Below are 26,939 nucleotides of genomic sequence, written 5' to 3' on the forward strand. Positions count from 1 at the left end.
AACGGCGCCAAGGCCCGCGCAACAGCGATCACATGGACCAGATTCTGGGAGTGCCTCCCTGCAGCCCCCAGAGTTCTTTTCTCCAGAAACTCCACACGGTTTTCCACAACATCATCACAGGCTCAACCACAGGTGATGCACTGCGCAGAATCAGCATGTTTTCATTGGGAGCCGTCACTCCGCTCAACACTGCCGGGGCAGCCTCCTCAAGCAGCCCCTGCGTGCCTTCCAGCAAGGCTTCGCGCCGATGGCGCGTAATCGGCGAGCCGCAGGCAAGAATCAGGCTTGCCAGGCAGCGATGCCCGGCCAGCCCCAGGTCGCCGTTGAGCAGCAGCTCATCCTGCGCGTTGACCACGCCGCGCTCCAGGAAACGGCCCGGCCATTCGATGTGCTGCTCAAACCTGCCGGACTCATAGGGCTGGGCGGCCAGCGGCAGGCCCAGTGCCGTCACATCCCAGGTCAGCAGCTGCGCGTCTTCGGCAAGCGCGAACTCCAGGTGGTTGACGGCATCGCAGGCGTTGTACGCGATCGCCTCCAGCGGCAGCCACTCCAGCCTCGCGCCGGGGTCCAGACGCAGCCGGGTACGCTGCATGGCCTGCTTCCCGTTGCTTTTGTAAAAACGCGTGGCACCAGGCGTGGTGACCAGCGCATGCGCACCTTCTGCGACATGGACATCAATGTCCAGCACATCGCCACCCACCAGCCCGCCGGGCGGGTGCACCAGCACGTTGTGGCAGATGGCCGCCCCCTCGGGATACAGACTTTTGAGGATGCGCAGCGGACCATCGTGCGTGAAATGCACCGAGGTCTTGCCGGCCTGCAGGGAATAGTTCAGCGCCAGTTGCGCATGCCAGGTCATTGTCTTTCTTGCCTCTTCAAGCAGGCCTGCCGCTCAGGCCCGGGTAGCTCAGCTCTTTTGCTTACTAACTCATGAAAATTCATTCGTTGTTGCAAGGCTGGCGCGCTTCTACAGTCTTCAGCACGCCATCCCGCAAAGCGCATGGCGATTGATTTCAGGAGCTTTCATGTCGGCCAGTACCGTAACTCATTCCCGCCTGCATCGCACTCTGGCCCCATGGCTGACATCGATGGCGGTGCTGTGCTGCACGCTGGCAACCGGCCCTGCTGCCGCGCAATCCGGCAGTGCAGCGGCCCCGGCCTGGAAGCCCAGCAAGTCCACGGAATTCATTGTCCCCAGCGGAGCCGGCGCGGCGCTGGATCTGGCGGCCCGCAAGCTCACCGAGCTGCTGGCACGCGACGGATATGCACCCCAGTTCGTGGTCAGCAACAAGTCCGGCGCGCATGCAATCGCTGCGCTGGAAAGCCTGCACCGCCACCCTGGCGACGCCCATACGTTGATGACGCTGAGCACCAGCTACGGCAACAGCCTGGCGCAGAATGCCCTGCCCGCCCCCCTGCAGAAAGGCACGCCGCTGGTGACCTTGCTGCGCGAGTTCACCACGGTGGTCGTGCGTGCGGATTCGCCCCTGCGCAATGCCCAGGACCTGATCGCCCAGCTGCGCAAGGACCCCGAGAAATACTCCATCGGCATCGCCACCACACTGGGCAATCACATCCATCTGGGCGTGGCCCAGCCCTTGCAGCAGGGCGGCGTGAATATCCAGAAGCTGCGCATCGTTCCCTACAAGTCCTCCGCCGAATCCATGGTGGCGCTGGCCGGCGGCCATCTCGATGTGGTTTCGGCCACCACGCCGAACCTGCTGCCCTATCTGCAGTCGGGCCGCGTGCGCGTGCTGGCGATTGCCGCCGACAAGCGGCTTGAAGGCGTGTTCGCCCAGTCGCCCACCTGGAAGGAGCAGGGCATCGACTATGTCAGCGATTCGTTTCAGGGCGTGATGACGGCACCCGGTGCCAGCACCGCGCAACAGGCGTATTGGGTCAATGCGCTGCGCAAGGTTTCCGAAACCCGGGAATGGAAGGAGTTTGTGGCGCTGAACCAGTGGGAGCCCATCTTCCTTGGACCGCAGGACACGGCTCGCGCACTGCATGCCCAGGTCGAACGCAGCCATGCTCTGCTGAACGAACTCGGCCTGCTGCCGCCCAGCGCCTCCCGTATTGCCCAGGCGCGTTGAAGCACTGCTCTCATCAGGAAAAATCCCATGAACATGCCCCTGCCCCACGCTCCGCTGCAGCATCTGGACGAACGCCTGAGCTCCGCAAGCAACATCACTCCGCATATCCGCATCACGCCACAGTCGGCGCATATCGGCGCGCTGATCAGTGGCGTCAATCTGAAGCAGGCCTTGAGCGCCGCCGAAGTGCACACCATCCGCTCGGCATTGCTGCGCTGGAAGGTGATCTTCTTTCGCGACCAGCACCTCAGCCATGACCAGCAGATCGCCTTTTCGCGCCAGTTTGGCGAGCTGACGCCCGGCCATCCCGTCTTCGGTCATGTCGAAGGATTTCCCGAGCTGTATTCGATTGCCAAGCACCGCAAGGCCAACCGCCACAGCGGTCAGGCTGAACAGCGCCCCTGGACCGGCTGGCATGCCGATGTGACGGCCGCCCACAACCCGCCTGCCGCATCGATTCTGCGCGGCGTGACGATTCCGCCCTATGGCGGCGACACGCAATGGACCAATCTGGCCGCAGCCTACGAAGCGCTCTCCAAACCGCTGCAGGCCTTTTTGCAGGGCCTGCGTGGCGAGCACCGCTTCAGCGCCCCGCAGGGAGCCACGGCATCGCAGGAATATCTGGATCTGGTGCGCGACAACACCCTGATCAGCGAACACCCGCTGGTCACGATTCATCCCGAGACCGGCGAGAAGGTGCTCTACATCAGCCCCGGCTTTCTCAAGTCCATCGTGGAACTCTCCACCCGCGAATCGCGCGTGCTGCTGGAACTGCTCTGGGAGCACGCCGTCAGCAGCGAGTTCACCGTGCGCTTCAAGTGGGAACCCGGTTCGCTGGCCTTCTGGGACAACCGCTCCACGGCCCATGTGGCACCACAGGATATCTTTGCGCTGGAGTTCGATCGCCAGCTCTACCGCACCACGCTGGTGGGGGAAGTGCCCCGTGGCGCGGACGGCCGCGCCAGCACTGCCATACAGGGCAATCCGGTGCTGGCCGCGCACGGCGCAGCGTATTGACGAAATGAGTTGTCCTCCGGGCATGGCCTGAGGCTTTGAGGTGCCGCTTGCGGCACCTTTTTTTCTTCGCCCGATATTCAAATCGCCACCAGTGAGCGCACATTCTTCTCCTGCATCTCGCTGCCCGGGCCCGATGCGATCACCTCGCCGCGCTCCATCACCACATAGTGGTCAGCCAGCTCCTCGGCAAAGTCGTAGTACTGCTCGCACAGCAGGATGGCCATGTCGCCGCGATTGGCCAGCATGCGGATCACGCGGCCGATGTCCTTGATGATGCTCGGCTGTATGCCTTCGGTGGGCTCATCCAGGATCAGGATCTTGGGCTGCGGCGCCAGCGCGCGCGCAATGGCCAGCTGCTGCTGCTGCCCGCCCGAGAGATCGCCGCCACGGCGGTGCAGCATCTGCTTGAGCACGGGGAACAGCTCGTACAGCTCGCCCGGAATCCGGGTGCCTGCCGAACAATAGGACAGACCCATGCGCAGATTGTCTTCCACCGACAGGCGCGAGAAGATTTCGCGCCCCTGGGGCACATAGCCGATGCCGCTGCGCGCGCGCTCATAGGGCGTCCTGCGCGCGATATCGCGGCCCTGCCATTCAATGCCGCCGCTTCTGATGGGAACCAGCCCCATCAGGCTTTTGAGCAAGGTGGTCTTGCCCACGCCGTTGCGGCCCAGCAGCACCGTGACCTTGCCGATCTCGGCCGTGAAATTCACGTCCCGCAGAATGTGCGAGCCGCCGTAGTACTGATGCAGGTTCTGAACTTTAAGCATTTTCGACCTCTAACGCTTACACAGCATGCGCAAGCAGCTATCTAATTTGACTATCTGCGGAGCGCATGACGTTTGAAACCGGCGCTGCCCAATCAAAGAGACAGCGAGGAAGCGCCGCCGCGCACCGAAGCAGTCGTCCCCCTCCCTTAGCGCGAAGCGCGTAGAGAAAAGGGGAAGGCGCGGGGCCGCCCAGGCAAAGTGCTTCAGGGGGTTACCTCCCAAGGTACACCTCGATTACGCGCTCGTCAGCCTGCACCTCGGCCAGCGTTCCCTCGGCCAGTACCGAGCCATCGCAAAGCACCGTGACCTTCTCGCTGATGGTGTCGATAAAGCTCATGTCGTGCTCCACCACCATCAGCGAATGCTTGCCCTTGAGCGTCAGAAACAGCTCGGCCGTGCGCACCGTTTCCTCGTCGGTCATGCCGGCCACAGGCTCGTCGAGCAGCAGCAGCTTGGGCTCCTGCACCAGCAGCATGCCGATCTCCAGCCACTGCTTCTGTCCGTGACTGAGCAGCCCGGCTTGGCGCGTTACGCTGCCTGCCAGATGAATGGTGTGCAGCACCTCGGCAATGCGGTCCTTTTGCGCGCCGCTGAGCTTGAACAGCATGGAGGAGGCAATGCCCTTGTGGGTCTTGAGCGCCAGCTCCAGGTTCTCGAACACGCTGAGCTGCTCGAACACCGTGGGCTTCTGGAACTTGCGGCCAATGCCCATGGCGGCGATCTCGGGTTCCTTGTAGCGCAGCAGATCGATGGTGGAGCCGAAGAACACCGTGCCGCTGTCGGGCCGGGTCTTGCCGGTGATGATGTCCATCATCGTGGTCTTGCCCGCGCCATTGGGACCGATGATGCAGCGCAGCTCGCCGGGCGCGATATCGAGGTTCAGACCGTTGATGGCCTTGAAGCCGTCGAAGCTCACATGCACGTCTTCGAGATAGAGAATTCGGCCATGGGTCACATCCACTTCGCCGGCCACCACGGGGCGCGCCAGACTGGCATTGCGACCGCCGGATTCGGTGCGCAGCGCGGCTTCGCGCTGCTGGTAGGACGCTAGGCGCTGCTCGCCTTCCTGCATCAGGTCGGGGGTCATGCGCGCACTCCTTCGATGGCATCGGCAGAAGCCGGCTCGGCAGCGGTTTTGGCAGCTGCGGCTGCAGTCTGGTTCAACGGCGCCTTGACCTGGGCCTTGCGCTTTTCACGCCACTGGCGAAGCTGCTGCGGCAGGCGAATCAACCCTCCCGGCATGAACAGCGTCACGACGATGAACAGCGCACCCAGCACGTACAACCAGTATTCGGGTGCGGCCACGGTGAGCCAGCTCTTGCCGCCATTGACGGCAAACGCGCCGATGATGGGGCCGACCAGCGAGGCACGTCCGCCCACGGCCGTCCACACCGCCATTTCGATGGAATTGCCCACGCTCATTTCGCTGGGGTTGATGATGCCCACCTGGGGCACATAGAGCGCTCCCGCCAGGCCGCACATCATGGCCGAGATGACCCAGATCGACAGCTTGTAGGGCAGCGGGTTGTAGCCGCAGAACATGGTGCGCGATTCGGCATCGCGCACGGCCTGCAGCACGCGGCCGTACTTGCTGCGCATCAGCCAGCGCGAGAACAGAAAGCAGCCCAGCAACGCCAGACCCGACAGCGCGAACAGCAGCACATGCATGGCTTGCGAGTTGACGGAAAACCCCAGCAGGGTCTTGAAGCCCGTGAAGCCGTTGTTGCCGCCAAAGCCGGTCTCGTTGCGAAAGAACAGCAGCATGGCGGCATAGGTCAGGGCCTGGGTGATGATGGAGAAATACACGCCCTTGATTCGCGAGCGAAAGGCGAAGTAGCCGAACAGCCCGCCGATCAGGCCCGGCACCAGAAACACCAGCAGCACGGTGGCGGCAAAGCTGCCCGACAGCGCCCAGTGCCAGGGCAGTTCCTTCCAGTCCAGAAAACCCATGAAGGCGGGCAATGCATCGGGGCCTGCGGCCTCGCGCATCAGGTACATGCCCATCACATAGCCGCCCAGTGCGAAGAACAGGCCGTGGCCCAGGCTCAGGATGCCGGTATAGCCCCAGATCAGGTCAATCGCCAGTGCGCAGATGGCATAGCACATGAACTTTCCCAGCAGGCCCAGCATGTAGTCGGACAGGTGCAGCGCACTGTCCTCGGGCACCCACAGATTGAGTGCGGGAGCCACGGCGCAGACCATGGTCAGGGCCAGCAGAAATGCCGTCCAGCCCTTGCCGCTGAGCAAGGACTCAGGAGCAGGAAGCACCAGCGGTGGTGCGGATGCAGGGGATGAAGAATTTGACACGCTCATAGCTCCGGTCCAGAACGCAATGTTTGAGAAAGCCAGCTTTCGCAAGGAACAGCGAGCAAGGGCCTACGCCGGCCGCGCCGCCCCGCAGCGAGACTGCCGCCTCCCTTGAGGGGGAAGGCGCGAAGCGACTCAGGGGGTTCATGTTTCCGCACTGCGGCCCTTCAAGGCAAAAATGCCTTGCGGACGCTTTTGAATGAAGACCACGATGAACAGCAGCACGGCGATCTTGGCCAGCACGGCCCCGGTCCAGCCTTCCAGCAGCTTGCTGAGCACGCCCAGGCCCAGAGCCGCATAGACGGTGCCCGCCAGCTGCCCTACGCCGCCCAGCACCACCACCAGGAAGCTGTCCACGATGTAGTTCTGCCCCAGATCCGGGCCCACATTGCCGATCTGGCTCAGGGCGCAGCCGGCGAGGCCGGCGATACCAGAGCCCAGTGCAAACGCATAGGTGTCGGTGCGTGCCGTGTTGACGCCCACACAGGAAGCCATGGCGCGGTTCTGCGTCACGCCGCGCACGAACAGGCCCAGCCGCGTTCTGGCGATCATGAAGGCCACGCCCGCCAGCACGGCGAACGCAAAGACGATGATGGCAATGCGGTTCCAGGGCAGTGTGAGATTGGGCAGCAGCGCGATCCCGCCGCTCATCCAGACGGGGTTTTCCACACCCACGTTCTGCGCTCCGAAAAGGCTGCGCACGGTTTGCTGCAGCACCAGGCTGATGCCGAAGGTGGCCAGCAGGGTCTCCAGCGGGCGGCCGTAGAGAAAGCGGATCACGCCGCGCTCCAGCACCGCACCGACCAGCGCCGAGGCCAGAAAGGCCACGGGAACGGCCACCACCAGATACCAGCCAAACCAGGCTTCGGGCAGCCAGCGCTGGAATGCGACCTGCACCAGATAGGTCGCATAGGCACCGATCATGATCAGCTCGCCGTGCGCCATGTTGATGACGCCCATCAGGCCGTAGGTGATGGCCAGACCCAGCGCCGCCAGCAACAGCACCGAGCCCAGGCTGATGCCGCTGAAGATCGCCCCCAGCCTGTCGCCCCAGGCCAGGCCTTCGGCAATGCCGGCCAGCGCGGCCTTGATGGCTTTTTGCACGCCGGGATCGGACTCTTCGGACAGGCGCTGGTTCAACAGCAGCTGCGTCTCCGGCGTCTGCTGGCGCGACAGTTGCTCCACCGCCTTCAGACGCTGCTGCACCTCGTCGCTGCCCAGCAGACTGGCAGCCTGGCTGCGCTCCAGCAGGGCTCTGACCTGCCCGTCCTGTTCAGCGGCCAGCGCTTTTTCGATCAGGGGAAGCCGCCCGGCATCGGGCTCGGAGGCCAGTTGCTCGGCAGCCTTGCGGCGCGCCTGCACATCGCTGCTGCCCAACGCCAGCGCCGCCTGCGCCGTATCGATGACTGAGCGCAGGTAATTGTTGCTGATGACTTCCTCGGCATCCGCCGGGAGTTGGGCGGCCTGGCCGGTCACCGGGTCGGTGACCGCGTCGCCGCTCATCACATAGACCTTGCCCTGAGACACGCGCACTTCATCGTTGGCGAGCGCGCCCAGATAGGCCGACAGGCGACCTCCGTCGGCCTGTGCATCCGGTGCCAGCACGGCCTGGTTGATCGCCAGCGCGCGCTGCTCGGAGTCGTCTGCCGCAGCCATGGCATAGGCCTGCTCGGTCGTCAGTGCGTGACTGGCAAAGCTCAGCAACGAGCCCAGCCCGGCGGCCAATGCCAGCTTCCATGACTTGCGCAGTATGTTCATAGGAATTTCAGGTTTCTAGCGCTGCAGCTCTTGTCAATAAAGTACAAGCAGCTATCTTTTCAGGACTGGAGAGCCCACCAGACCTCCCCAGTCCGAGGGAGCGAATCAGGAGCTCTTGCCGTTGGGCTCGTCCTTCTTCTTGTCGTTGCCTTCGATAAACGGGCTCCAGGGCTGGGCCTTGATCGGGCCCTTGGTCTTCCAGACCACGCTGAACTGGCCGTCAGCCTTGATCTCGCCGACCATCACGGGCTTGTGCAGATGGTGATTCTTCTCGTCCATCTTCAGGGTGAAGCCGCTGGGTGCGGTAAAGGTCTGGCCGGCCATGGCAGCGATCACCTTGTCGGTATCCGTGCTCTTGGCTTTCTCCACGGCCTGCTTCCACATGTGGATGCCGACCCAGGTGGCTTCCATCGGGTCGTTGGTCAGCGGCTTGTCCTTGTGGCCGGCGATGTTCTTGGCCTTGGCGTAATCGCCCCATTGCTTGATGAAGGCCGTGTTGGTCGGGTTCTTCACGCTCATGAAGTAGTTCCATGCCGCCAGGTGACCGACCAGAGGCTTGGTGTCCACGCCGCGCAGCTCTTCTTCACCCACGCTGAAGGCCACCACCGGCACGTCCTTGGCCTTGAGGCCGGCATTGCCCAGCTCCTTGTAGAAGGGCACGTTGGAGTCGCCGTTGATGGTGGAGATCACCGCCGTCTTGCCGCCCGTGGAGAACTTCTTCACATCGGCCACGATGGTCTGGTAGTCGCTGTGGCCGAAGGGAGTGTAGGTTTCCATGATGTCGGAATCCTTCACCCCCTTGGACTTGAGGAAGGCACGCAGAATCTTGTTGGTGGTGCGTGGGTACACATAGTCCGTGCCCAGCAGCACAAAGCGCTTGGCACCGCCGCCTTCCTTGCTCATCAGATACTCGACAGCGGGAATCGCCTGCTGGTTGGGCGCGGCGCCGGTGTAGAAGACGTTCTTGGAGAGTTCCTCGCCCTCGTACTGCACGGGGTAGAACAGCAGGCCGTTGTTCTGCTCGAACACCGGCAGCACGGACTTGCGCGACACGCTGGTCCAGCAGCCGAAGACCACGGCCACCTTGTCCTGGGTGATCAGCTGCTTGGCTTTTTCGGCAAACAGCGGCCAGTTGGAGGCCGGGTCCACCACCACGGGCTCCAGCTTCTTGCCCATCACGCCGCCCTTGGCATTGATGTCGTCGATGGCCATCAGCACCGTGTCCTTGAGCACGGTCTCGGAGATGGCCATGGTGCCCGAGAGGCTGTGCAACACACCCACCTTGATGGTGTCTGCAGCCAGCACCTGAGAAGTCAATCCCAGGCCCAGAGCCATGGATGCAGCCAGTGTTGTGAGGGTTCCGCGACGATTCATTTCAGCACTCCCAGGAGGTTTTGTTCGGTCACATTGACCGCAGAACCTGAAGTGCAATTACCGTGCCAGCCTCCCCCGCGCCACGGCCTGAAAGCCGCCGGAATCGGCGCCGCTGCCTCTTTTGGGTCAGATGGGGCCCGAACTCGTCTTCCTGCGCTCAGCAACGGCCGTCAGCAAGCACCATTGCAGTGCCCCATGCACCAGATGCAGACCGCACCCGGCCGCAGGCACTATTGAAGTGCATGACCGCCTCAGTCGGCCGGGATGCAGGCCGGCAGCGCTGCGCTGCGCAGCTTTCCGGGATTGAGCAGATTCAGGGGATCGAGATCGGCCTTGGTCTGCAACAGCGCGGGATCGAGCTGGTTGTTGGCCTTGCCGTCTTCCACCACGTAGACATGCGGATTGTTGATCTGCACGCCATGCTTGCGATAGATGTCCATGATCGCGTTGAGCCGCTCGGCGGAGCTGAAGCGAACCAGCTCCAGCCCGCTGCAGTTGAACTGTCCCTCCTTGGTGCGCAGAAACTCCAGATGGAACAGGACCTCGTCACCGAGCTCGCTGCGCAAGGCCTTGAGTTGCTCGCCAAACCTTGCGGGGTTGTAGCCGGTCTGCAGATAGGTCAGCTCTCGGTCCAGCTTCAGCGCATGCAAGGTTGTATGGTTCCAGCAATACTCGATCAGCGATTTGTAGCCCGCAGCCGGCTGCGCAGACCAGCGGCCGCGCTCGCAGTAGCTGAGGGTGCCGCCGTGACGCTCCAGCAACAACTGCATGGCCTCCTCGGCTTCGGGTGCCACCAGCGCAATGACCGCGTGGCAGCCCGGGGGCAGATGCTCGGCCAGACTGGTGAAATAGGCCGGTACTGGAGCCGCCATCAGGCTCAGCTCCTTCTTGCGGATGCCTGGAGCATTGCCCAGCTGCTGCGCAAAGCCCAGCGCCTCGTCAAAACCCGTGAAGGTGGCAATGCATTCCGTCCAGTTCGTAGCATCTGCCAGCGCCACTTCGAGCTCGAGCACGATGCCGGTCGTGCCATAGGTATGGTGCAGACGCATGGCGTCGGCACCGCGCAGTTCCAGAATGCGGGGCTCGGCCTCCACCGTCATCACGCGCGCAGCCAGCACATTGCCCGCAGAGGCGAGCGGCCCGTAGGTGATGGAGCCGGCGCCGCCGAAGCCTCCGCCGAACAGGCCACCCAGGGTGGCGCTGCGGTAGGTGGACGGCAGCCAGCGCAGCTCCTGCCCCTGCTCGCGCGCCAGCTGGTCGAAGTCCGCCAGACGTATGCCGGCCTGTGCCCGGCCCACACTGCCGCGCACCCAGCACAGGCTGTTGTATCCGCTCAGATCCAGGATCAGGCCGCCGTGCAGCGGCGTGCTTTGGCCGTAATTGCCGGTGCCGCTGCCGCGCAGCGTGATGGGAACGCCACTACGCGCGCAATGGGCCACGACTTGAGCAATCTCGGCCTCGGTGCGCGGACGCACCGCAATGTCCCCGCGTTTGCCCTGCAGGGCCTGCTTCAGAACCGGACTGAACCAGGAAAAATCCTGGGACAGGCGCGACACTTTCAGGGAGTCGGTGATCCAGTCCAGCGCAGGCAAGGCGCTGGCCAGCTGGCTGCTGTTCTCGGCAATCGGATTGGTGTTCATGGTCGTGTCGCAAAAAAGCAAGGCATGAGTCGGCCCATATGCCGCGCGGCGCGGGCATGACGGGAGCAGAAATGAAGAAAGGGGGGAAGCGCTAGTCGCTACCGGACTCGCTGGCATGCCAGCCGCCCAGCGCCCGGCGTGTGCACCAGGCCATGAGCACGAACAGCGCCACGCCGGTCAGCGAAATCAGCAGCAGCGCAGCGAACATGCGCGGGATGTTGAGCTGAAAGCCCGCTTGCAGGATCTGGTAGGCAAGACCCGCTCCCTGCCCGCCAGTACCGGCCACGAACTCGGCCACCACGGCACCTATCAACGCCAGGCCGCTGGAGATACGCAGCCCCCCGAAGAAATAGGGCAAGGCACTGGGAATGCGCAAGCGCATCAGCACCTGCAGGCGCGTGGCCCGGTTGAGCTTGAAGTAGGCCAGCAGATCCGGCTCCACACTGCGCAGGCCCAGCGTGGTGTTGCTGATGATGGGAAACAGCGCCACCAGCGCCGCACAGATCACCATGGACAGCACCGGGTCCTTGACCCAGATGATGATCAGCGGAGCCACGGCCACGATGGGCGTCACCTGCAGCAGCACGGCATAGGGAAACAAGGCCGTCTCGATCAGCTTGCTCTGCACGAATACAAAGCTGATCAGCACGCCAGCAACGGTGGCCAGGGCAAAGGCCAGCAAGGTGATCTTGACGGTGACCCACAGGGACAGGCCGAGTGCCGCCCAGTCCGTCATCAGGGTCTGCAGCATCAGCAGCGGTGAAGGCACCAGATAAGGCGGCAGCTCCAGCAGGGTCACCAGAGCCTGCCAGACCAGCAGCAGCACAAGGCCCACCAGCGCCGGCAAAAGCACACGCTGCACCTTGGGCTGCAGTAGCCAGGGGGTGGCCGCCTTGCCGGACTTGACGGCAGCCACCGCACGCGCGCCGGTCGCTGCAGGCCTGCTGTCGGCGGCCCTGGCCGCATCATCGGGAATGGAAGCGGGCAAGGCGCTCATGACAGACTCTCCTCCACAATGGCACTGGCGCGCAGCAGGCTCGATTGCAACTGCTGCGCATGGCGGGCGAACTCGGGGCCGAGCATGAAATCGGCAGGCCGCGGATAGGGAGCATCGATGCGAAACTCCTCCACCACCCGTCCCGGTCTGGCCGCCATCATCACCACCCGGCTGGACAGAAAGACGGCCTCGTGGATGGAGTGGGTGACAAAGATCACCGTCAGCTTCTTCTTGCTCCAAAGCTCCAGCAATTCTGCGTCCAGCTTGTGGCGCGTGATCTCGTCGAGCGCGCCGAAGGGCTCATCCATCAGCAGCAGATCGGGCTCGGTCACCAGGCCGCGAGCAATCGAGACGCGCATCTGCATGCCTCCGGACAGTTCGCGCGGCAGGGCTTTGGCAAAGCGTGCCAGGCCCACTAGTTGCAGTGCCTCCGTGACGCGCGCATCGGCCTCGGCGCGCGGCACGCCAGCCAGATCCAACGGCAGCCGCACATTGGTGTGCACGCTGGACCAGGGCATGAGCGTGGGCTGCTGAAAGACAAACGCCATCTTCTTGCCGCCGGCCTGCAGCTGCGGCACCGGCTTGCGCCAAAGCAGCAGTCTGCCGTCGCTGGGTTCCAGCAGACCCGCAACCATCTTGAGCAAGGTGCTCTTGCCGCAGCCCGAGGGGCCGAGCAAGGTCACGAACTCACCCTCTTCGATGCGCAGATCGACGGGCAGCAACGCCTGCGTGCCGCCGGGATAGGTTTTCTCTGCAGACAACACCTCCACTGCGGGAATTGCTGCTGCGGGAATTTCAGAGCCGCTCATAGTCACCTTTCGCTGCCGCTGCCAGCCCATGCCATCAGGGCAGGACCTTGATGTTCTGAATCAGGCTCAGGTTGTAGGCATCGGCCTGCTTGACCTTGGCCGGATCGATCAGCCTGGCGCTGACCAGGAAGTCATAGCTGGCCTTGACCCGCGCATCGGTCATCACGCCAATGCCCAGCCTGGCTGCATCTCCGCCGGCGACCATATTCATTTCCTTGAGCTTGCCCACGCTGTAGGCCAGCTGTTCGTCGGTCATGTTGGGGTTGTCTTTCTTGATCAGGGCATTGGCCGGCGCGGGATCGGCCAGATAGCTCTTCCAGCCTTCCATGGAGGCGGTGACAAAGGCCTGCACCGCCTTGCTGCGCTCCTTGACCGTCTTGTCCATGCAGGAGATGGTGGTGGCATAGGCCGGGAAGCCCTGATCGCTGAACATCAGCGTGTTCGCCTTGACGCCGGCCTTCTGAATCGCAAAGGGCTCGGAAGTCAGATAGCCTTGCTGGGCCGAATTCTTGTCCACCAGGAACGGCTGGATATTGAAGGTGTAGGGCCGGGTCTGGGAGTCGGTGAAACCATATTTGGCCTTGAGCCAGGGCCAATAGCCGCGCTGCGCGGAGGCGGCAATCAGAATGGTCTTGCCCTTGAGGTCCTCGAAACGCTTCACGTCCTCGTGAGCGATCAGCACCTGCGGATCTTTCTGGAACACGGCTGCCACCGTGGTCACGGGAACACCGCCCTCGCGCATCTGCACCATCTGCAGATCGCTGGAGCCCATGACACAGTCGGCCTGACCGGCAGCCATCATCTGCGTGATATTGACCTGGGGGCCGCCCATCTTGATGCTGACATCGAGGCCGTGCTTTTTGTACAGCCCTGTGGCCACAGCCTGGTAGAAGCCGCCATGCTCGGCCTGGGCATACCAGTTGGTCATGTAGACGAATTTTTCATCGGCATGGCCGAGGCCGCTCAGACCGCAGGCCAGCATGGCCGCGCAGGTCAGGGGTTTGAGGAATCTGGCAGTCTTCATCATGGCGGTTCTCCGAAGGTTTGAAACAGGCAAGGCGTTGAAAGGCGTCAGGCCAGGGCAGGCTCCACATGTCCCTGATGCTGGGCTCGTCCCCAGGTGGCTTCGTCGCGGCTGGCCCATTGCAGCTCATGCAGCTCGGCGATGGCGGCGGCCCAGCTGCGGGCCAGGGATTGCAGGATCTCCTGCCCCTGCTGCGCGGTTGCGGGGGTCGGATCACCTATCACGCCGCTGGGTCCGAAGTCCCGTGCGGTCCAGGCGCAGGCGGGACGGCCGTCGGGCGACAGCAGGCTGGAGGGGAACACGGGCGGGTAGTTGATGACGGCACGCTCCATGTGCACGGTCTGCGGCGCCAGCGCCAGCATCAGCGCGGTCTCGGCATGGCCTGCATGCATGGCCAGCTTTTTCTCGAGGTTCGACAGATACTGGCCTGCGACGTGGGGCACGCGCCAGGTAAAGCTCGGCACGACGATGAAGTCGCCATGGCGCAGGCGCAGCTCGCGCGCCGCGATTTCCAGCACCTGTGGCTGGCCGCCGTGGCCGTTGACGAACAGCAGCTTGCGAAAGCCTGCGCGATACACCGACTCGCCGATTTCATTGATCGTGGCCAGCAGGGTTTCGCCGCTCAAGGTCACCGTGCCGGGAAAGTGCAGATGCTCCTCCGACTTGCCATAGACGATGGGGGCCATGGCGAATGCAGGCACGGCAGCGGGCAGCTGCGCCATGGCGGCGCCGACCACGCCTGCCGCAATCGTTGCATCCACCGAGCAGGGCAGATGCGGGCCATGCTGCTCCATGGCGCCCACAGGCAGCACGATCACGGTATTGGCCTTGTCCGGCAGGGCCGCAACCTCGGTCCAGCTCAGATAGGGCAGAAAGCGGTCGGCAGGGGTGTATCCATGCAGCATGGGTTCTCCGGGGTGAGTGATGAATGGGTCAACGCAAGGGCAGATAGGCCGTGGCCTCCACCTCGATCAGAATGTCCGGTGTGGGCAACATGCCCGTCACCTCGACCACCGTGGAAGCCGGTGATTCGCCGGGAAAAAACAGCTTGCGTACACGGCTGTACTGCGGGAACTGGTCCAGATTGCGGAAGTACTGCACCAGCTTGAAGACATCCGACATCTGGCCGCCGGCGGCCTCCACCGTTTGGCGGATGCGGTCCAGCACCCACCAGCTCTGCGCCAGGATGGGGCCCTCCTTGATGTCGGTGCTGAATTCACCGGTACGCCCGATCAGCGCCGCCGCTTCAGCAGGAATGTCGGCATAGCCGCGCACGATGCGATTGGCCCCCGGGTCCACGGCGATCACGCCCGACAGGAACACCAGATCGCCCGCCCGCCGCCAGGCCGCATAACGTGCCAGGGGCTGTGCAATGCCTGTGGTATCTGTGTTCATGCAACGCTCCGTTCAATACAGGGGGTGAACCAGGCAGCCAGCGGCTCGCCGTTGCTGACGCTCCCCTCGCGCATCACCACACGGCGGTGGCTGCGGGATGGAAAGCCGCTGACGCTGGACTGAGGAAGGATCACCAGATCGGCTGTCGCGCCTGGCTGCAGCGGCAGACGGCCGACACCATGACCCAGCCAGTCGCGGCGACAGACGCTGTCGCTCCACTCGTCGAAGGCCGAAGTCAGCTGCGCGGCCGCCACTGCGGTGCTCAGCGCTTCCAGCGGATCGAAACTGCCCAGCGGGCAGAACGGGTCCTGCACGTTGTCGCTGGAGATCATCAGCGGTATGCCGCGCGCCCTGGCCTCCTTGACCAACGTCAGGCCTCGCTGCCGCGGCGTGACATCGGTTTGCGCGTCCTGCAGCAGCAGGTTCGTCACCGGCAAGCTGACCATGGTGATGGGAGTGCTGGCCACGGCATCCAGCGTGCGCAGCGCCTGCTCCAGCGGTTGCGCCGCCAGCGCGCAGGTATGACCGCAGACCACACGGCCTTCGAAGCGCAGTTCCTTGAGCAGCGCGGCCGTGGTGGCCAGGCCCTGGGCTGCGGGGTTGAGTTCCTCGTCCACATGCAGGTCCACGTCCAGGCCGTGCTGCTGCGCAGCCTCAAGCAGATTGCGCAAGGCCCGCGGGCTCCAGTTGGTGGAATGGACAAAGCCGCCGAGCAAGGCCCCCGCGCCACTGCGCGCCACCTGCTTGGCCAGACGCATCGCCACACCGCGCTCCTCATACAGATGCAGGGGAATCAGGCTGACGCGCTCAAGCAGCACACGGCCCGCCCATTCCTGCGCCAGCTCGCGCAGCACTTCCCAGGCCACAGGCACCGACTCCGGCTCCCACCAGTCGCAATGGCTGCGTGCATGCGAAACACCGGCTTCATAGGCCCATTGCAGGCCCTGACTCGCACGGCGGCGCACATCGGCCGCAGTCCAGTTCTGCTTGTCCACCATCATCGCCTCTATCGCTGCCAGCAGGCCCGGCTTCACCGGTCCCATGCGCTCCAGCGTGAAAGCCTTGTCCAGATGCAGATGCGCGTCCACCATGGTCGGCAACACCAGCGCTCCTTGCAGATCCCATACCTGGGAGCCGAAGCTGCGCGGCAGGCCCGGGGCTTCGGCGGCTACGGCCGCAATGCGCCCGTTGGAGATCTCAAGGCGTGACAGCGGCATCTCGCTGCGCTGTCCCAGGGCCGCAAGCAACCAGTGCGGCAGCCGTGCATTGCAGAGTGTCAGATGTGAGGACATGGAGAGCTCTCCTAGGCAAAGCGGCGCATGGCCCGACCGACATGGGCCTTGAAGGACTGCAGCCGAGATGGCGTTGCCACGTTCATGTGGTAGCAGGCGTGATAGTCGATACGCGCCTTGCCGCCCGTGAGGATGCGCAGATAGCGCGTGATGCATTTGCGCGGTGGATCACCCATGAACAGCGCGGTCCAGCGCGGACGCCCGTAAGTCACCACCGCCGCAATGCGCTTGAGATGGGTCAGCGCCGGTTTGACGTTCTGCGGATCGCTGATGTCGAAGGCCACACCGGGCATCAGCACGCGATCGAAGAACCCCTTGAGCATGGCCGGCAGACCGAAGCACCAGGTCGGAAAGCAGAAGACCACCGCCTCAGCCCACAGCAGGCGATCCACATAGCGCTGCACCGGCAGCCGGTTCTGCGGCACCTCGTGATAGCCCAGGCGTTCCTCGCGGGACATCACGGGATTGAAGCCTTCCGCGTACAGGTCGCAGTCATCGACCTCATGCCCGGCGCCTCGCAACTGCTGTACCACCTCGGCATGCAATGCGGCCTGATAGCTGGTTTCCACGGGATGGGAAAAGATCACAAGCACTCGCATGTCGGCCCTTCAAAGATCCAGGGTCAGAGCTGCGCCGCGATTGCGTGCGCAGCACAAAGCCACATGCGTGCTGCGCTCCTCATCGGTCAGGCAGCGGTCATGGTGCTCGGGATCACCGGCCGTCCAGCGCGTGACGCAAGTTCCGCAAATGCCTTGCTCGCACACCGTCTCTATGGCTACACCGGCCAGTTGCAGCACATCGGTGATGCGCTCTCCGGGCTCCACCGGCAAGCGCAATCCCTGACGCAGCAATACCAGCTCAAAGCCTTGTTCTACGGGCGTTTCCAGAGTATCCGGAGCAGTGTTGGGCATGATTGACCATCCGATTTGATCGACTGGTCAAATCTAAGCAAACGGTGTGCCAAAACACGCCAGGGAGAGCTACCCGCCTGCTGCCTGGCCACCTGCACCAGGCTTGCGCAGAGCATCTTCAAATTGGTGCCAGACCACAGCTCAATAGCACGGAAGTGGTGAGCTCCCGGGCGATATGCTCGCGATCCAGCGGCTGGTCGTCAGCACACTCCAGCATCACCCTGGCCTGCACCGCATAGTCCGCATAGTGCTGGGTCATGCCCCAGATCTGCATCAACAGCACGCGCGCATCGAGGCTGCGCATGCGGCCCTGCGCGATCCAGGCGTTGATCAGATCCACCTTCTGCGCCGTGGAGCTCAGCGCGACAGGCCAGTATTGGTGCAGACGCAAGCCACCACCCAGCACCTCGTTGGTGAAGATGCGCGACAGGGCCGGATTGTCCAGCGCATAGTCCAGCTTGCGCCGCACATAGTTGCCGATGATCTGCGCCGGATCGTCCAGCGCCGGATCGAACGCAAATGCCGCCGACCAGGCCTCCAGCAGCGCATAGAGCAGTTCGTCATACAAGGCCTGTTTGCTCTCGATGTAGTAATGCAGCTGGGGCTTGGTCAGGCCCGCTCTTTCTGCAATCGCCTGCGTGGATGCGCCCTTGAAGCCATGGCTGCTGAACTCCGCAATCGCAGCCTCGCGGATGGCTTGCAGAATCTGCTCTCGGGAGCGGCGGGCAACAGGCGTGGAATCGGTCATGGCAGCAGGCTGTGAAACGGATCTTGAACTGACGGAACGTGGCTTCATCAATGCACGGCAAAGCGCAGCAGATACTCGTAGCTGTTCTCGGTGGTCCTGGGATCGCCCGTAACCGGCTGACGCAGTATGGCCTGCAGCGTATTGCTGCCGACAGCCGGCGTCATGGTTGCCTGCCCTTGCGCGTCCGTCATCGTGGGAGAGCCGTTCTCTCCCCAGGACAGTCTGACGCCGGGCTGCGGCTTTCCATGCAGCAACACCTGCAGCCTGAGCGGCTGACCGGCATGGGGAGACTGCCCCTGCAGCGGCACCACCTCGAACATCTGACCCAGCGGCTTTTGCATGACGGCGCCCCAACGCACCACGGTCTTGTGGAACTTGCGCGCATGCACGCCGCGCACCGCACCGGGGTTCTGGTCCATGGACAAAGGCAGCATGGTGCCCTCTGCACCCGTACTGCTGAAATAGCCGTTATCGAGCTCCACTGCAATCAGCGCAGCCCTGGCATCGGGCTTGATGCGGATGCCGCCCTGCACATTCTGCACGACACTGGGCACTTCACGGCCGCGCAAGTCATAGGCGTGCACACGCTGCAGCTTGGCCGGATCGAAGGCTTCGGTCCTGCCGTCATGACCGCCGAACTGCATGACATAGCCCCCCTGCGCATCGGGCTCCAGCCAGACGTTATGGGCAGAAGCCGGATGCGCGCAGAGCAGCCAGGCAGCGGCTGTGGTGCACAGAATGCGCGCGATGATGTGGTGACGTGTCCTGCAAACAGACATGGAAGCTCCGAAAAATCATAAGGAAAACTGCAAGCCCAGCTGCACGCTGCGCGGCGCGCCGGGCGCGACCAGACGCTGGCCGGCAATCATGGTGGTGGTACTGGCATAGCGGGTATTGGCGGCGTTGCGCAGCCACAGGCTCAGACTGGCATTGCGCGCCAGACTCGCGGGCAAGCGGTATTGCAGGCCCAGGTCCAGCCAGCGATAGCTGCCTGCCCATTCGGTATTGCCGGTGTTGATGGGCGCGCGGCCCACATGGCGCAGCAATCCATGCACGGTGACATCGCTGCGCGGCATCCAGCGTGCATGCAAGGTGCTGGTGTACTCTGGCACTGCCACTACACGCCGACCCAGCAATGCGGCGTTCGCGTTCTGCGTGACTTCGGAGCGGTTGTGACCATAAGCCCATTCGACATGCCAGTTGCGGCTGGGCAGCCAGTGAAGCTGCAGCTCGGCGCCCTTGCGTACGGTCGCTCCCAGGTTTTCATACTCGCCGGGCGCTGTGTTGCGTATTTCATGGCTGGAGCTGATGCGGTAGAGCGAGGCATCGATCAGCCAATGGGCCGATGGCTTCCACTCCAAGCCCAGCTCGCTCTGACGAAAGATATTGGCATGCAGGTCGCTGTTGCGCAGCGCGTATTTGGCAAAGTCGCTGGGCAGCGCAAAGCCTTGCGACCAGCTGGCACGCACGGCCGTGCGGGCATCGAGCTGCACCAGTGCTCCCAGCTTGGGGCTGGCATGGCTGCGGCCCTGCATGCGATTGCATTCATCGCCACCGGCCTCCGCCCCCAGCAGACGGCAGCGGCCGTCAAAGTGGTCCCAGCGCAGGGCCGCCGTGGTCTGCAACCAGGCCGTTGGCTGCCAGCCAGCCTGGCCGTAGATCGCCGTGTTGTCGAGCCGTGTATTGCGATCATTCAATGCAGGGCCGGTGTGCCGGCGGTCGAGCAATCCATCCCAATAGCCATAGTCGGTGGACTCGCGCACCTGCTCCAGGCCCAGCATCCAGTTCAGCTCGCGCGCCGCCAGGCGGGACTTGCCACTGACATTCAGCCCCGCTCCCAGCACGCTGCGGTCGTAGCGCTCCTCGCGCTGCATCCAGGTGGCGCTGCGCGGACGGGTGAACCAGCGCACAAAATCCTGCTGCGTGCCGTAGACAAAGCCCAGCAGCCGGGTATCGGCGTCCAGTGCGTACTGCGCATCCAGGCGCAGCGTGCCAAAGTGCTTGTCGGCACCATCACCCACCACACGGCTGTCCTTGCCCTGAGGATTCTCTCGCCATTGCGCTTCGGTCAGATAGCCCGGCGAGTCGCCACGCGCCTCGTGCCAGCGACCGGACAGCGAGATATCGAGCTTTTCATGCACATGGTGCTTCCAGGTGCCGCTGATGGTGCTGCGCTCATGACGCGAGGCGGGTCGCGCTCCATCACCGCGCGAGTGCTGGGCCGCCAGATTGAGCTGATCGCCCCCCTCCAGCCCGCGCCCGAGTGCTGCCTGGGCATCGAACAGGCCGTGGGAACCCGCACTGACTTCCAGCTCCGTATAGCTGCCGCTGCGCCGCGTGCGCAGCTCCAGCAATCCGGCCCGGTTGTAGTTGCCCTGCAGCACCGACACGGGACCGCGATAGACATTGACCTTGTCCAGCTCCAGAGGCACCACCACATTGAGATCGAAATAGCCATCGGCATGCGACATGGCTTCGTTGAGGGGGATGCCATCCAGTGTGGCCGCCACATCGCCACCATGGCCGCCGCCGCCAAAACCACGCATCACCAGCCCATTGGCCACGCCGCTCAGCTGGTAGTGATTGACATGCATGCCGGGCACCAGACTCCACAGCGATTCCACTTCCTGCCTGGGCTGCTCGCGAATCTCGTCACGCCTGAACTCGGTGACGGAAAACGCGCGTTGCGCCTCATCCAGTGCCTGTCCCTTGACCATGGCACTCACCTGCACCTCGGGCAATGTCTGGTCACCGTCCTGACCCGCCCTCGCCCACACCGCGCCCGTACAAAGGGCGGCACATCCCCAGGTCAACAAACCCTGCCTTGCGGCAGTCCGCAAAAGCGGCATGCCTTTCCTCTTTATCAGTCCTTGATACATGCACCAGAAAAAGCAAGGTCCGTGCCACGCACTGCACCGTCATAGCCCCGTAATGCACCAAGAAGTGTCCGCCTCCGTAACCAGGGAACGCCATGGTGCATACCAGTCGCCCTCATGCACCAATGAAGTGCCAAATCACAGCTACCCGGTTGTCATCCACCAGCAACAAGGGCTTGCCATTGGCATAGCACTTGCTACATAAAAGGGCATGAAACTCCCAGCGCGCGTTCTGCCGGTGCCACCGGCTGCGCGAGCTGACTGAGGGATTGAAGACGATGGAATTGACACCGCGCGAAAAAGACAAGCTGCTGATCTTCACTGCGGCCCTGCTGGCCGAGCGGCGCATGGCCCGCGGCCTCAAGCTCAACTACCCCGAGGCCGTGGCACTGATCAGCGCCTTCGTGATGGAAGGTGCACGTGACGGCAAGACCGTGGCCCAGCTCATGAGTGAAGGCCGCAGCGTGTTGACCCGCGCCGATGTGATGGAAGGCATCCCCGAGATGATTCCCGACATCCAGATCGAAGCCACCTTCCCCGATGGCACCAAGCTGGTCACCGTGCACGAGCCCATCGCCTGACTCGGTATCCAAAACTTCAAGCTTTTTAGCCTTCAAACCCTTACCCATCAAGCGCAGACAGCTATGAAATTCAACAAGCTCCTTGCCACCACGGCCGCCGCAGCGACTGCACTGCCCCTGTCCGCTCTCGCTCATATGGGCTCCGATGCAGGCGGTCATCACCACTTTCTCGACAGCCTGGGCCATGCCTTTGCCCACCCGTTTACCGGTGCAGACCATCTGGCCGCCATGCTGGCTGTGGGCGCCTGGAGCGCACTGACCATGCCCAGCCTGCGCACGGCCTGGCGTGCACCTGCGGCCTTTGTGGCCCTGCTGGTGGCGGGTGCCGTGGCCGGCTTTGCCGGCCTGTGGGTGCCGGGCGTAGAGCCCATGATCGCCGCATCCGTGCTGGTGCTGGGCCTGCTGGTGCTGGTTCAGCAACGCATGCCCTGGGCCGCCGCCGCCGCCCTGGCTGCTGTGTTTGCCTTCTTCCATGGCGCTGCGCACGGCTTTGAGCTGGCCGGAGACAGCGGCCTGGCTGCTGTCGGTGCACTGCTGGGCATTGCTCTGGGCTCGGCCACACTGCATATCGTCGGCATGGTACTCGGTCATGCCCTCATGCAGCGCCACCAGTGGGTGGCCCGGTTCGGCGGTGCAGCCACCGCCGCGCTCGGCGCTTTCATGCTGACGAAACTGGCGTGATATGAAACACCCCGGCACAGTGCAGCAAAAGGCCTTTGCGCAAGGAGGCGAAAGATGATCCCCGGCGAACTGATTCTTGACGAGGGCAGCCATGCACTCAACCCCGGCCGCCGCACGCTCACGCTGGTGGTGAAAAATGCCAGCGACCGGCCGATTCAGGTCGGCTCGCATTACCACTTTGCCGAAACCAATGCAGGTCTGGATTTCGACCGCGCCACCGCCCACGGCATGCGCCTGAATATTGCCAGCGGCATGGCCGTGCGCTTCGAGCCAGGGCAGCAGCGCACGGTGGAACTGGTCGAGATCGGCGGCGACCGTCAGATCTACGGCTTTCGCGGTCTGGTCCAGGGTGCATTGCCCGCGAATGCCAGGGACTGACCTGCGATGCTGATGCTGTTTGCTTCTGCTTTTGTGCTGGGCCTGGTGTTCAATGCTGCGCCCGGTGCGGTGTTTGCAGAGACCGTGCGCCAAGGTGTGCGCGGCGGCTATCGCCCTGCGCTGGCCGTGCAGTTGGGCTCCCTGGTGGGCGATGCGAGCTGGGCCTTGCTGGGCCTGGCCGGCATTGGTCTGGTCATGCAGGTCGACGCCTTGCGCTGGCCGATTGGTCTGGCGGGCGCCGCCTACCTGCTCTGGCTGTCCTGGGACAGCTGGCAGGCCGGGCGTACCGAACACCAGCTCGATGTATCGGCCACCGCCGCCGCAACGCAGAAGCAGGCCTTGCGCCGCGGCATGGCCCTGTCGCTGACCAACCCGCAAAACCTGGCCTACTGGGCCGCCATGGGCAGCGCCCTGGGGGCGGTGGGAGTGACCCAGCCCGGCGCCAGCGATTACGGGCTGTTCTTCGCGGGATTCATGACTTCGTCCCTGCTCTGGTGCTTTGTCTGCGCAGCCTTGGTGGACCGGCTTTTCCGCCGCGCTGCTGCGCACTGGAGCCGTTTTACCTACCGCTGCTGCGCTGCACTGCTGCTGGCCCTGGCACTGGGCACATTGCGCGACCTGCTCAGCACAAACCCCGCCGCCCTGCCACCAGCGGCCCAGCAGCAGTCCCTGCGCTGAACACCTGAATCGGAGATTCCTCAATGGCCACCATGGACCGACGAGCCTACGCAGAAACCTTTGGCCCCACCGTGGGCGACCGTCTGCGCCTGGCCGACACCGAGCTCATCGTCGAGGTCGAGCAAGACTACACCCTGGCCGCTGGCGGCTATGGTGAGGAAGTGAAGTTCGGCGGCGGCAAGACCATCCGCGACGGCATGGCGCAAAGCCAGCGCACACGCGACGGGACGGGAACCGGCCCTGACGGAGGCGGTGCGGTCGATACCGTACTGACCAATGCACTGATCCTGGACCACTGGGGCATCGTCAAGGCCGACATCGGTCTCAAGGACGGCCGTATCGTGGCCATAGGCAAGGCCGGCAACCCCGACACCCAGCCGGGCGTGAGCATCATCATCGGCCCGGGCACGGAAATCATCTCCTGCGAAGGCAATATCGTCACCGCAGGCGGCATCGACACCCATATCCATTTCATTGCCCCACAGCAGATCGAGGAAGCACTGACCAGCGGCGTGACCACCATGATCGGCGGCGGCACCGGCCCGGCCACCGGCACCTTCGCCACCACCTGCACGCCAGGCCCCTGGCATATGGAACGCATGCTGCAGGCCGCCGACGCCTTCCCCATGAATCTGGGTTTTCTGGGCAAGGGCAATGCCAGCCTGCCCGGCGGCCTGCACGAGCAGATCAGTGCCGGCGCCATCGGCCTCAAGCTGCACGAGGACTGGGGCAGCACACCAGCCGCCATCAGCAACTGCCTGGATGTGGCCGAGGACACCGATACCCAGGTCGCCATCCACACCGACACGCTCAACGAGTCCGGCTTTGTGGAGGACACCGTGGCCGCATTCAAGGGCCGCACCATTCACACCTTTCACACCGAAGGTGCGGGCGGTGGCCATGCGCCCGACATTCTGAAAGTGGTGGGCGAGGCCAATGTGCTGCCCAGCTCCACCAACCCCACGCGCCCCTACACCATCAACACGCTGGACGAGCATGTGGACATGCTCATGGTCTGCCACCACCTGGACGCCGGCATTGCCGAAGACCTGGCCTTTGCCGAAAGCCGCATCCGCAAGGAAACGATTGCGGCCGAGGACATCCTGCACGACATCGGCGCGATCAGCATGTTCAGCTCCGACAGCCAGGCCATGGGCCGCGTGGGCGAGGTCATACTGCGCACCTGGCAGACGGCGCACAAGATGAAGCTGCAGCGTGGCGCCCTGAGTGACGACGGCGCGCGCAACGACAACTTCCGCGTCAAGCGCTATATCGCCAAATACACCATCAATCCCGCGATTGCCCACGGCATCAGCCACGAGGTGGGCAGCATCGAGGTGGGCAAGTGGGCCGATATCGTGATCTGGAAGCCCGCCTTCTTTGGCGTCAAGCCGTTTTGCATACTCAAGGGCGGCAGCATCGCCATGGCGGCCATGGGCGATCCGAACGCCTCCATTCCCACGCCTCAGCCCGTGCATTACCGCCCGATGTTTGCAAGCTTTGGCGGGGCGGTTGCCAGAACTTCGCTGACCTTTGTCTCCCAGGCAGGGCTTACCGCCGGTATCGGCCAGCGCTTCGGGCTGCACAAGACCCTGTCCGCGGTCAAGGGCATACGCAATGTGAAGAAGCAGCACATGATCCACAACGATCTGGCGCCGCATATGGAGGTGGATGCCCAGACCTATGCCGTGCGCGCCAATGGCGATCTGCTGACCTGCGAGCCCGCGGTCAGCCTGCCCATGGCACAGCGCTACTTTCTGTTCTGAGCGGTGTTGAGCTGAAACTCCGTATCCGGATGCTGCATGCCCTTGCCCTCAAACCAGGCCAGCCAGTCACTGACGGCGAGCTGCGGCGCAGCACTCACCGTGGCGGGCAAGGCCTCGTACACCAGCAAGGTGATGGACTGCTGACCGCCCTGGGTCAGCATCACGGGCAGGGTCAGAATGCGCTTGGCGTATTCGCCCAGGTCTTCGGGCCACAGGCCTTCGATGCGATCCATGGCCCGCTCCAGCGCTGCGTCCATGGGGTAGACCTCGGCCAGCACGGCCTGCGTGCCTTGCAGGCTCAGGCCCGGGTACCAGCCAAGGTCATGCAAAGTGCCGGTCAGTTGGGTCCTGCCGACACAGGCGACGCCTGGCTGGAGCCTTGCAATATCGTTGATGCCACCGGCACGCAACGTGCCATACACCGCCACATAGGCTGCGCCGCAGCCCTGCCAGCCAGCAGGCGCATCATGCAAAGAGGTCGGTGCTGCCATTTCTGTCGAAGTTTCCAAAAGAGTTGTCATCTTGCTCGAACCATCAAAATCACTGATATGCGCAGGGCATGCAACATGCGCGCCAATCTGGTTCGGGCCTTTTATTTCATTGTGAATTCACCATGCTGACTGCCAACAAACTGCTGCTCCAGGGCCAGGGCCTTTCCACCGTCATCCTCAAACGCGCCGCGTCCGTGGAACTGGACTGGGACGTGCGCCAGAAGAGCCGCTTTGCCGCCACCGACAGCCAGGGTCGCGAGCTGGCCGTCTTCTTGCCACGCGGCCAGGCCGTGCGTGGCGGCGATGTACTGGTGGCCGAAGACGGCAGCCTGATCCGCGTGCTGGCCGCACCGCAAAAAGTGCTGCATATCACGGCCTGCGCCGAACATGGCACGCCGTTTGACCTGATGCGCGCGGCCTACCATCTGGGCAACCGCCATGTGCCGATCGAGCTGCAGCCCGACCATTTGAAGATCGAACCCGACCATGTGCTGGCCGATATGCTGCGCAGCATGCATATGACGGTGGTCGAAGCCGATCTGCCTTTCGAGCCCGAAGGAGGCGCCTATGGCGGCCATGTGACCAACGATGGCCACAGCCACCATCATCACGCCCATGGACACTCGCATGACCACGCCCACTGAGCCACTGCTGGCTCTTGGCGCGCAGAGCTTTCTGCAGCTGATGTGGCTGGCCTCGCCGGCCCTGCCCATCGGCGGCTTTTCCTACTCGGAAGGGCTTGAAGCGGCCATCAATGCGGCGCTGGTCACAACGGAAGCAGAGGCTGCCAGCTGGCTGGTGCAGCAGCTGCATCTGACCCAGTCGCGCGGGGACATGGCCGTGATTGCGCAGGCCATGCCGGCCTGGAAAAGTGCCGATCTGGCGCGCATCGCCAGCCTCAACCAGTGGGTAAGAGTCACGCGCGAAACCAGCGAGCTGCGCCTGCAGACCGAGCAAATGGGCCGCTCGCTGACCGAGTGGCTGAAAAACCGCTACGCCGACGAAGCAGCCGCGCTGGCCTCCGTCCACTGGCTGGCCACGCAGGATGCCAGCTACCCCATCGCCTTCTCGCTGGCAGCCCAATGCACCGGCGCCACACCGCGTGATGCACTGCTGGCCTATGCCTTTGGCTGGGCTGAGAACATGGTTCAGGCCGCCATCAAGGCCATGCCCCTGGGCCAGAGCGCCGGCCAGCGCATCCTGGCGCGACTGACTTCAGAGATTCCCGCCGCCGTCGAATACGCGCTGGCGTTGCCGGACAACGCAAGACAGGCTTTCTCGCCCATGCTGGCCATTCTCTCGGCCCAGCATGAACACCAGTATTCTCGACTTTTCCGTAGCTGAACCTCCATC

Annotated in this window: 27 protein-coding genes and 1 pseudogene; 9 read left to right on the forward strand and 19 right to left on the reverse strand. The window is 63.6% G+C overall.

Annotated features, from left to right (window positions below):
- Positions 1–28: 28 nt before the first annotated feature.
- Positions 29–859 (reverse strand): urease accessory protein UreD, encoded by an 831-nt coding sequence (locus DJFAAGMI_RS12340; RefSeq protein WP_211457357.1) that lies wholly within the window; start codon positions 857–859, stop codon positions 29–31.
- Positions 860–1,025: 166 nt separating this feature from the next.
- Here DJFAAGMI_RS12340 and DJFAAGMI_RS12345 point away from each other — a divergent pair, with 166 nt between their 5' ends.
- Entirely contained in the window at positions 1,026–2,093 is a 1,068-nt protein-coding gene (locus DJFAAGMI_RS12345; RefSeq protein ID WP_249334179.1) for a tripartite tricarboxylate transporter substrate binding protein, read from the forward strand.
- 27 nt (positions 2,094–2,120) lie between these two features.
- Complete coding sequence (locus tag DJFAAGMI_RS12350) at positions 2,121–3,110, forward strand: TauD/TfdA dioxygenase family protein (RefSeq protein ID WP_211457358.1); 990 nt, start codon at positions 2,121–2,123, stop codon at positions 3,108–3,110.
- A 77-nt stretch (positions 3,111–3,187) separates the two neighbouring features.
- On the opposite strand, the gene urtE is transcribed toward DJFAAGMI_RS12350, so the two are convergent.
- The 17 genes from urtE to DJFAAGMI_RS12435 all read right to left on the reverse strand — a co-directional run bounded on the left by urtE (position 3,188) and on the right by DJFAAGMI_RS12435 (position 20,852).
- Positions 3,188–3,880, reverse strand: a complete 693-nt coding sequence (urtE, locus tag DJFAAGMI_RS12355) for an urea ABC transporter ATP-binding subunit UrtE (RefSeq protein ID WP_034373974.1) — start codon at positions 3,878–3,880, stop codon at positions 3,188–3,190.
- 211 nt (positions 3,881–4,091) lie between these two features.
- Entirely contained in the window at positions 4,092–4,967 is an 876-nt protein-coding gene (gene urtD, locus DJFAAGMI_RS12360; protein ID WP_003060651.1) for an urea ABC transporter ATP-binding protein UrtD, read from the reverse strand.
- Positions 4,964–6,193, reverse strand: coding sequence for an urea ABC transporter permease subunit UrtC (gene urtC / locus DJFAAGMI_RS12365; RefSeq protein WP_211457359.1), 1,230 nt, complete (start codon positions 6,191–6,193; stop codon positions 4,964–4,966). Before urtC ends, urtD begins: the two co-directional genes overlap by 4 nt.
- A gap of 138 nt (positions 6,194–6,331) precedes the next feature.
- Positions 6,332–7,945, reverse strand: coding sequence for an urea ABC transporter permease subunit UrtB (gene urtB, locus DJFAAGMI_RS12370; RefSeq protein ID WP_211457360.1), 1,614 nt, complete (start codon positions 7,943–7,945; stop codon positions 6,332–6,334).
- Between the two features lie 105 nt (positions 7,946–8,050).
- Positions 8,051–9,319 (reverse strand): urea ABC transporter substrate-binding protein, encoded by a 1,269-nt coding sequence (urtA, locus tag DJFAAGMI_RS12375; protein ID WP_087079848.1) that lies wholly within the window; start codon positions 9,317–9,319, stop codon positions 8,051–8,053.
- 251 nt (positions 9,320–9,570) lie between these two features.
- Complete coding sequence (locus tag DJFAAGMI_RS12380) at positions 9,571–10,959, reverse strand: FAD-binding oxidoreductase (RefSeq protein ID WP_211457361.1); 1,389 nt, start codon at positions 10,957–10,959, stop codon at positions 9,571–9,573.
- A gap of 91 nt (positions 10,960–11,050) precedes the next feature.
- Complete coding sequence (locus tag DJFAAGMI_RS12385) at positions 11,051–11,956, reverse strand: ABC transporter permease (protein ID WP_211457362.1); 906 nt, start codon at positions 11,954–11,956, stop codon at positions 11,051–11,053.
- Entirely contained in the window at positions 11,953–12,765 is an 813-nt protein-coding gene (locus DJFAAGMI_RS12390) for an ABC transporter ATP-binding protein (RefSeq protein WP_043004031.1), read from the reverse strand. The genes DJFAAGMI_RS12385 and DJFAAGMI_RS12390 overlap by 4 nt, the downstream gene beginning before the upstream one ends.
- Positions 12,766–12,799: 34 nt before the next feature.
- On the reverse strand, positions 12,800–13,792 hold the full coding sequence (locus tag DJFAAGMI_RS12395) for an ABC transporter substrate-binding protein (protein ID WP_211457363.1): 993 nt from the start codon (positions 13,790–13,792) through the stop codon (positions 12,800–12,802).
- Positions 13,793–13,836: 44 nt separating this feature from the next.
- Positions 13,837–14,694: a creatininase family protein gene (locus tag DJFAAGMI_RS12400; protein WP_211457364.1), complete on the reverse strand. Its 858-nt coding sequence runs from the start codon at positions 14,692–14,694 to the stop codon at positions 13,837–13,839.
- Between the two features lie 28 nt (positions 14,695–14,722).
- Positions 14,723–15,184 carry a RidA family protein gene (locus tag DJFAAGMI_RS12405; RefSeq protein ID WP_211457365.1) on the reverse strand — a complete coding sequence of 154 codons (462 nt, stop codon included), beginning with the start codon at positions 15,182–15,184 and terminating at the stop codon, positions 14,723–14,725.
- The gene (locus DJFAAGMI_RS12410) at positions 15,181–16,476 is read right to left on the reverse strand and encodes an amidohydrolase family protein (RefSeq protein ID WP_211457366.1); all 1,296 of its coding nucleotides are present in this window, start codon (positions 16,474–16,476) and stop codon (positions 15,181–15,183) included. The genes DJFAAGMI_RS12405 and DJFAAGMI_RS12410 overlap by 4 nt, the downstream gene beginning before the upstream one ends.
- An 11-nt stretch (positions 16,477–16,487) precedes the next feature.
- Positions 16,488–17,075, reverse strand: coding sequence for an NAD(P)H-dependent oxidoreductase (locus DJFAAGMI_RS12415; protein WP_034373999.1), 588 nt, complete (start codon positions 17,073–17,075; stop codon positions 16,488–16,490).
- A gap of 9 nt (positions 17,076–17,084) precedes the next feature.
- Entirely contained in the window at positions 17,085–17,387 is a 303-nt protein-coding gene (locus DJFAAGMI_RS12420; RefSeq protein ID WP_211457367.1) for a 2Fe-2S iron-sulfur cluster-binding protein, read from the reverse strand.
- Positions 17,388–17,505: 118 nt separating this feature from the next.
- On the reverse strand, positions 17,506–18,135 hold the full coding sequence (locus tag DJFAAGMI_RS12425) for a TetR family transcriptional regulator C-terminal domain-containing protein (RefSeq protein WP_043003878.1): 630 nt from the start codon (positions 18,133–18,135) through the stop codon (positions 17,506–17,508).
- A gap of 47 nt (positions 18,136–18,182) precedes the next feature.
- The gene (locus DJFAAGMI_RS12430) at positions 18,183–18,914 is read right to left on the reverse strand and encodes a DUF4198 domain-containing protein (RefSeq protein WP_211457368.1); all 732 of its coding nucleotides are present in this window, start codon (positions 18,912–18,914) and stop codon (positions 18,183–18,185) included.
- A 15-nt stretch (positions 18,915–18,929) separates the two neighbouring features.
- Positions 18,930–20,852, reverse strand: a complete 1,923-nt coding sequence (locus tag DJFAAGMI_RS12435; RefSeq protein WP_249334180.1) for a TonB-dependent receptor — start codon at positions 20,850–20,852, stop codon at positions 18,930–18,932.
- Between the two features lie 437 nt (positions 20,853–21,289).
- On the opposite strand from DJFAAGMI_RS12435, the gene DJFAAGMI_RS12440 reads away from it, so the two are divergent.
- The 5 genes from DJFAAGMI_RS12440 (at position 21,290) to ureC (ending at position 25,095) form a co-directional block, all read left to right on the forward strand.
- Positions 21,290–21,592, forward strand: coding sequence for an urease subunit gamma (locus DJFAAGMI_RS12440; RefSeq protein ID WP_003060617.1), 303 nt, complete (start codon positions 21,290–21,292; stop codon positions 21,590–21,592).
- A gap of 63 nt (positions 21,593–21,655) precedes the next feature.
- The gene (locus DJFAAGMI_RS12445; RefSeq protein ID WP_211457369.1) at positions 21,656–22,273 is read left to right on the forward strand and encodes a HupE/UreJ family protein; all 618 of its coding nucleotides are present in this window, start codon (positions 21,656–21,658) and stop codon (positions 22,271–22,273) included.
- 54 nt (positions 22,274–22,327) lie between these two features.
- Positions 22,328–22,651, forward strand: coding sequence for an urease subunit beta (locus DJFAAGMI_RS12450; protein ID WP_211457370.1), 324 nt, complete (start codon positions 22,328–22,330; stop codon positions 22,649–22,651).
- Between the two features lie 6 nt (positions 22,652–22,657).
- A complete protein-coding gene (locus DJFAAGMI_RS12455; protein ID WP_211457371.1) occupies positions 22,658–23,329 on the forward strand; it encodes a LysE family transporter in 672 nt (223 codons plus the stop codon).
- A 23-nt stretch (positions 23,330–23,352) separates the two neighbouring features.
- Positions 23,353–25,095 (forward strand): urease subunit alpha, encoded by a 1,743-nt coding sequence (gene ureC / locus DJFAAGMI_RS12460; protein WP_211457372.1) that lies wholly within the window; start codon positions 23,353–23,355, stop codon positions 25,093–25,095.
- Here ureC and DJFAAGMI_RS12465 read toward each other — a convergent pair.
- On the reverse strand, positions 25,080–25,586 hold the full coding sequence (locus tag DJFAAGMI_RS12465) for a gamma-glutamylcyclotransferase family protein (protein WP_211457373.1): 507 nt from the start codon (positions 25,584–25,586) through the stop codon (positions 25,080–25,082). The two genes, ureC and DJFAAGMI_RS12465, sit on opposite strands and share 16 nt — an antisense overlap.
- 122 nt (positions 25,587–25,708) lie before the next feature.
- Between DJFAAGMI_RS12465 and ureE the strand changes: the two are divergent.
- Both ureE and DJFAAGMI_RS12475 read left to right on the forward strand, forming a co-directional pair.
- A pseudogene (ureE, locus tag DJFAAGMI_RS12470) lies at positions 25,709–26,227 on the forward strand (urease accessory protein UreE); the annotation flags it as partial.
- Positions 26,214–26,930 carry an urease accessory protein UreF gene (locus DJFAAGMI_RS12475; RefSeq protein ID WP_211457428.1) on the forward strand — a complete coding sequence of 239 codons (717 nt, stop codon included), beginning with the start codon at positions 26,214–26,216 and terminating at the stop codon, positions 26,928–26,930. The pseudogene ureE and the gene DJFAAGMI_RS12475, both read left to right, overlap by 14 nt.
- The last annotated feature ends 9 nt before the right edge of the window (positions 26,931–26,939 follow it).

The sequence above is a fragment of the Comamonas brasiliensis genome (assembly GCF_018292285.1).
Classification (GTDB): Bacteria; Pseudomonadota; Gammaproteobacteria; order Burkholderiales; family Burkholderiaceae_C; genus Comamonas; species Comamonas brasiliensis.

Excerpts from the sequence above, each read along its gene's own strand:
- DJFAAGMI_RS12390 (WP_043004031.1), bottom strand. The coding sequence starts at position 12,765 with ATGAGCGGCTCTGAAATTCCCGCAGCAGCAATTCCCGCAGTGGAGGTG.
- DJFAAGMI_RS12445 (WP_211457369.1), top strand. The coding sequence starts at position 21,656 with ATGAAATTCAACAAGCTCCTTGCCACCACGGCCGCCGCAGCGACTGCA.
- DJFAAGMI_RS12340 (WP_211457357.1), bottom strand. The coding sequence starts at position 859 with ATGACCTGGCATGCGCAACTGGCGCTGAACTATTCCCTGCAGGCCGGC.
- DJFAAGMI_RS12415 (WP_034373999.1), bottom strand. The coding sequence starts at position 17,075 with ATGCGAGTGCTTGTGATCTTTTCCCATCCCGTGGAAACCAGCTATCAG.
- DJFAAGMI_RS12385 (WP_211457362.1), bottom strand. The coding sequence starts at position 11,956 with ATGAGCGCCTTGCCCGCTTCCATTCCCGATGATGCGGCCAGGGCCGCC.
- DJFAAGMI_RS12440 (WP_003060617.1), top strand. The coding sequence starts at position 21,290 with ATGGAATTGACACCGCGCGAAAAAGACAAGCTGCTGATCTTCACTGCG.
- DJFAAGMI_RS12455 (WP_211457371.1), top strand. The coding sequence starts at position 22,658 with ATGCTGATGCTGTTTGCTTCTGCTTTTGTGCTGGGCCTGGTGTTCAAT.
- DJFAAGMI_RS12475 (WP_211457428.1), top strand. The coding sequence starts at position 26,214 with ATGACCACGCCCACTGAGCCACTGCTGGCTCTTGGCGCGCAGAGCTTT.
- ureC (WP_211457372.1), top strand. The coding sequence starts at position 23,353 with ATGGCCACCATGGACCGACGAGCCTACGCAGAAACCTTTGGCCCCACC.
- DJFAAGMI_RS12450 (WP_211457370.1), top strand. The coding sequence starts at position 22,328 with ATGATCCCCGGCGAACTGATTCTTGACGAGGGCAGCCATGCACTCAAC.
- urtC (WP_211457359.1), bottom strand. The coding sequence starts at position 6,193 with ATGAGCGTGTCAAATTCTTCATCCCCTGCATCCGCACCACCGCTGGTG.
- DJFAAGMI_RS12420 (WP_211457367.1), bottom strand. The coding sequence starts at position 17,387 with ATGCCCAACACTGCTCCGGATACTCTGGAAACGCCCGTAGAACAAGGC.
- DJFAAGMI_RS12395 (WP_211457363.1), bottom strand. The coding sequence starts at position 13,792 with ATGATGAAGACTGCCAGATTCCTCAAACCCCTGACCTGCGCGGCCATG.
- DJFAAGMI_RS12345 (WP_249334179.1), top strand. The coding sequence starts at position 1,026 with ATGTCGGCCAGTACCGTAACTCATTCCCGCCTGCATCGCACTCTGGCC.
- DJFAAGMI_RS12425 (WP_043003878.1), bottom strand. The coding sequence starts at position 18,135 with ATGACCGATTCCACGCCTGTTGCCCGCCGCTCCCGAGAGCAGATTCTG.
- urtB (WP_211457360.1), bottom strand. The coding sequence starts at position 7,945 with ATGAACATACTGCGCAAGTCATGGAAGCTGGCATTGGCCGCCGGGCTG.
- DJFAAGMI_RS12400 (WP_211457364.1), bottom strand. The coding sequence starts at position 14,694 with ATGCTGCATGGATACACCCCTGCCGACCGCTTTCTGCCCTATCTGAGC.
- DJFAAGMI_RS12435 (WP_249334180.1), bottom strand. The coding sequence starts at position 20,852 with ATGGTCAAGGGACAGGCACTGGATGAGGCGCAACGCGCGTTTTCCGTC.
- DJFAAGMI_RS12350 (WP_211457358.1), top strand. The coding sequence starts at position 2,121 with ATGAACATGCCCCTGCCCCACGCTCCGCTGCAGCATCTGGACGAACGC.
- DJFAAGMI_RS12430 (WP_211457368.1), bottom strand. The coding sequence starts at position 18,914 with ATGTCTGTTTGCAGGACACGTCACCACATCATCGCGCGCATTCTGTGC.
- DJFAAGMI_RS12405 (WP_211457365.1), bottom strand. The coding sequence starts at position 15,184 with ATGAACACAGATACCACAGGCATTGCACAGCCCCTGGCACGTTATGCG.
- urtE (WP_034373974.1), bottom strand. The coding sequence starts at position 3,880 with ATGCTTAAAGTTCAGAACCTGCATCAGTACTACGGCGGCTCGCACATT.
- urtA (WP_087079848.1), bottom strand. The coding sequence starts at position 9,319 with ATGAATCGTCGCGGAACCCTCACAACACTGGCTGCATCCATGGCTCTG.
- DJFAAGMI_RS12465 (WP_211457373.1), bottom strand. The coding sequence starts at position 25,586 with ATGGCAGCACCGACCTCTTTGCATGATGCGCCTGCTGGCTGGCAGGGC.
- urtD (WP_003060651.1), bottom strand. The coding sequence starts at position 4,967 with ATGACCCCCGACCTGATGCAGGAAGGCGAGCAGCGCCTAGCGTCCTAC.
- DJFAAGMI_RS12410 (WP_211457366.1), bottom strand. The coding sequence starts at position 16,476 with ATGTCCTCACATCTGACACTCTGCAATGCACGGCTGCCGCACTGGTTG.
- DJFAAGMI_RS12380 (WP_211457361.1), bottom strand. The coding sequence starts at position 10,959 with ATGAACACCAATCCGATTGCCGAGAACAGCAGCCAGCTGGCCAGCGCC.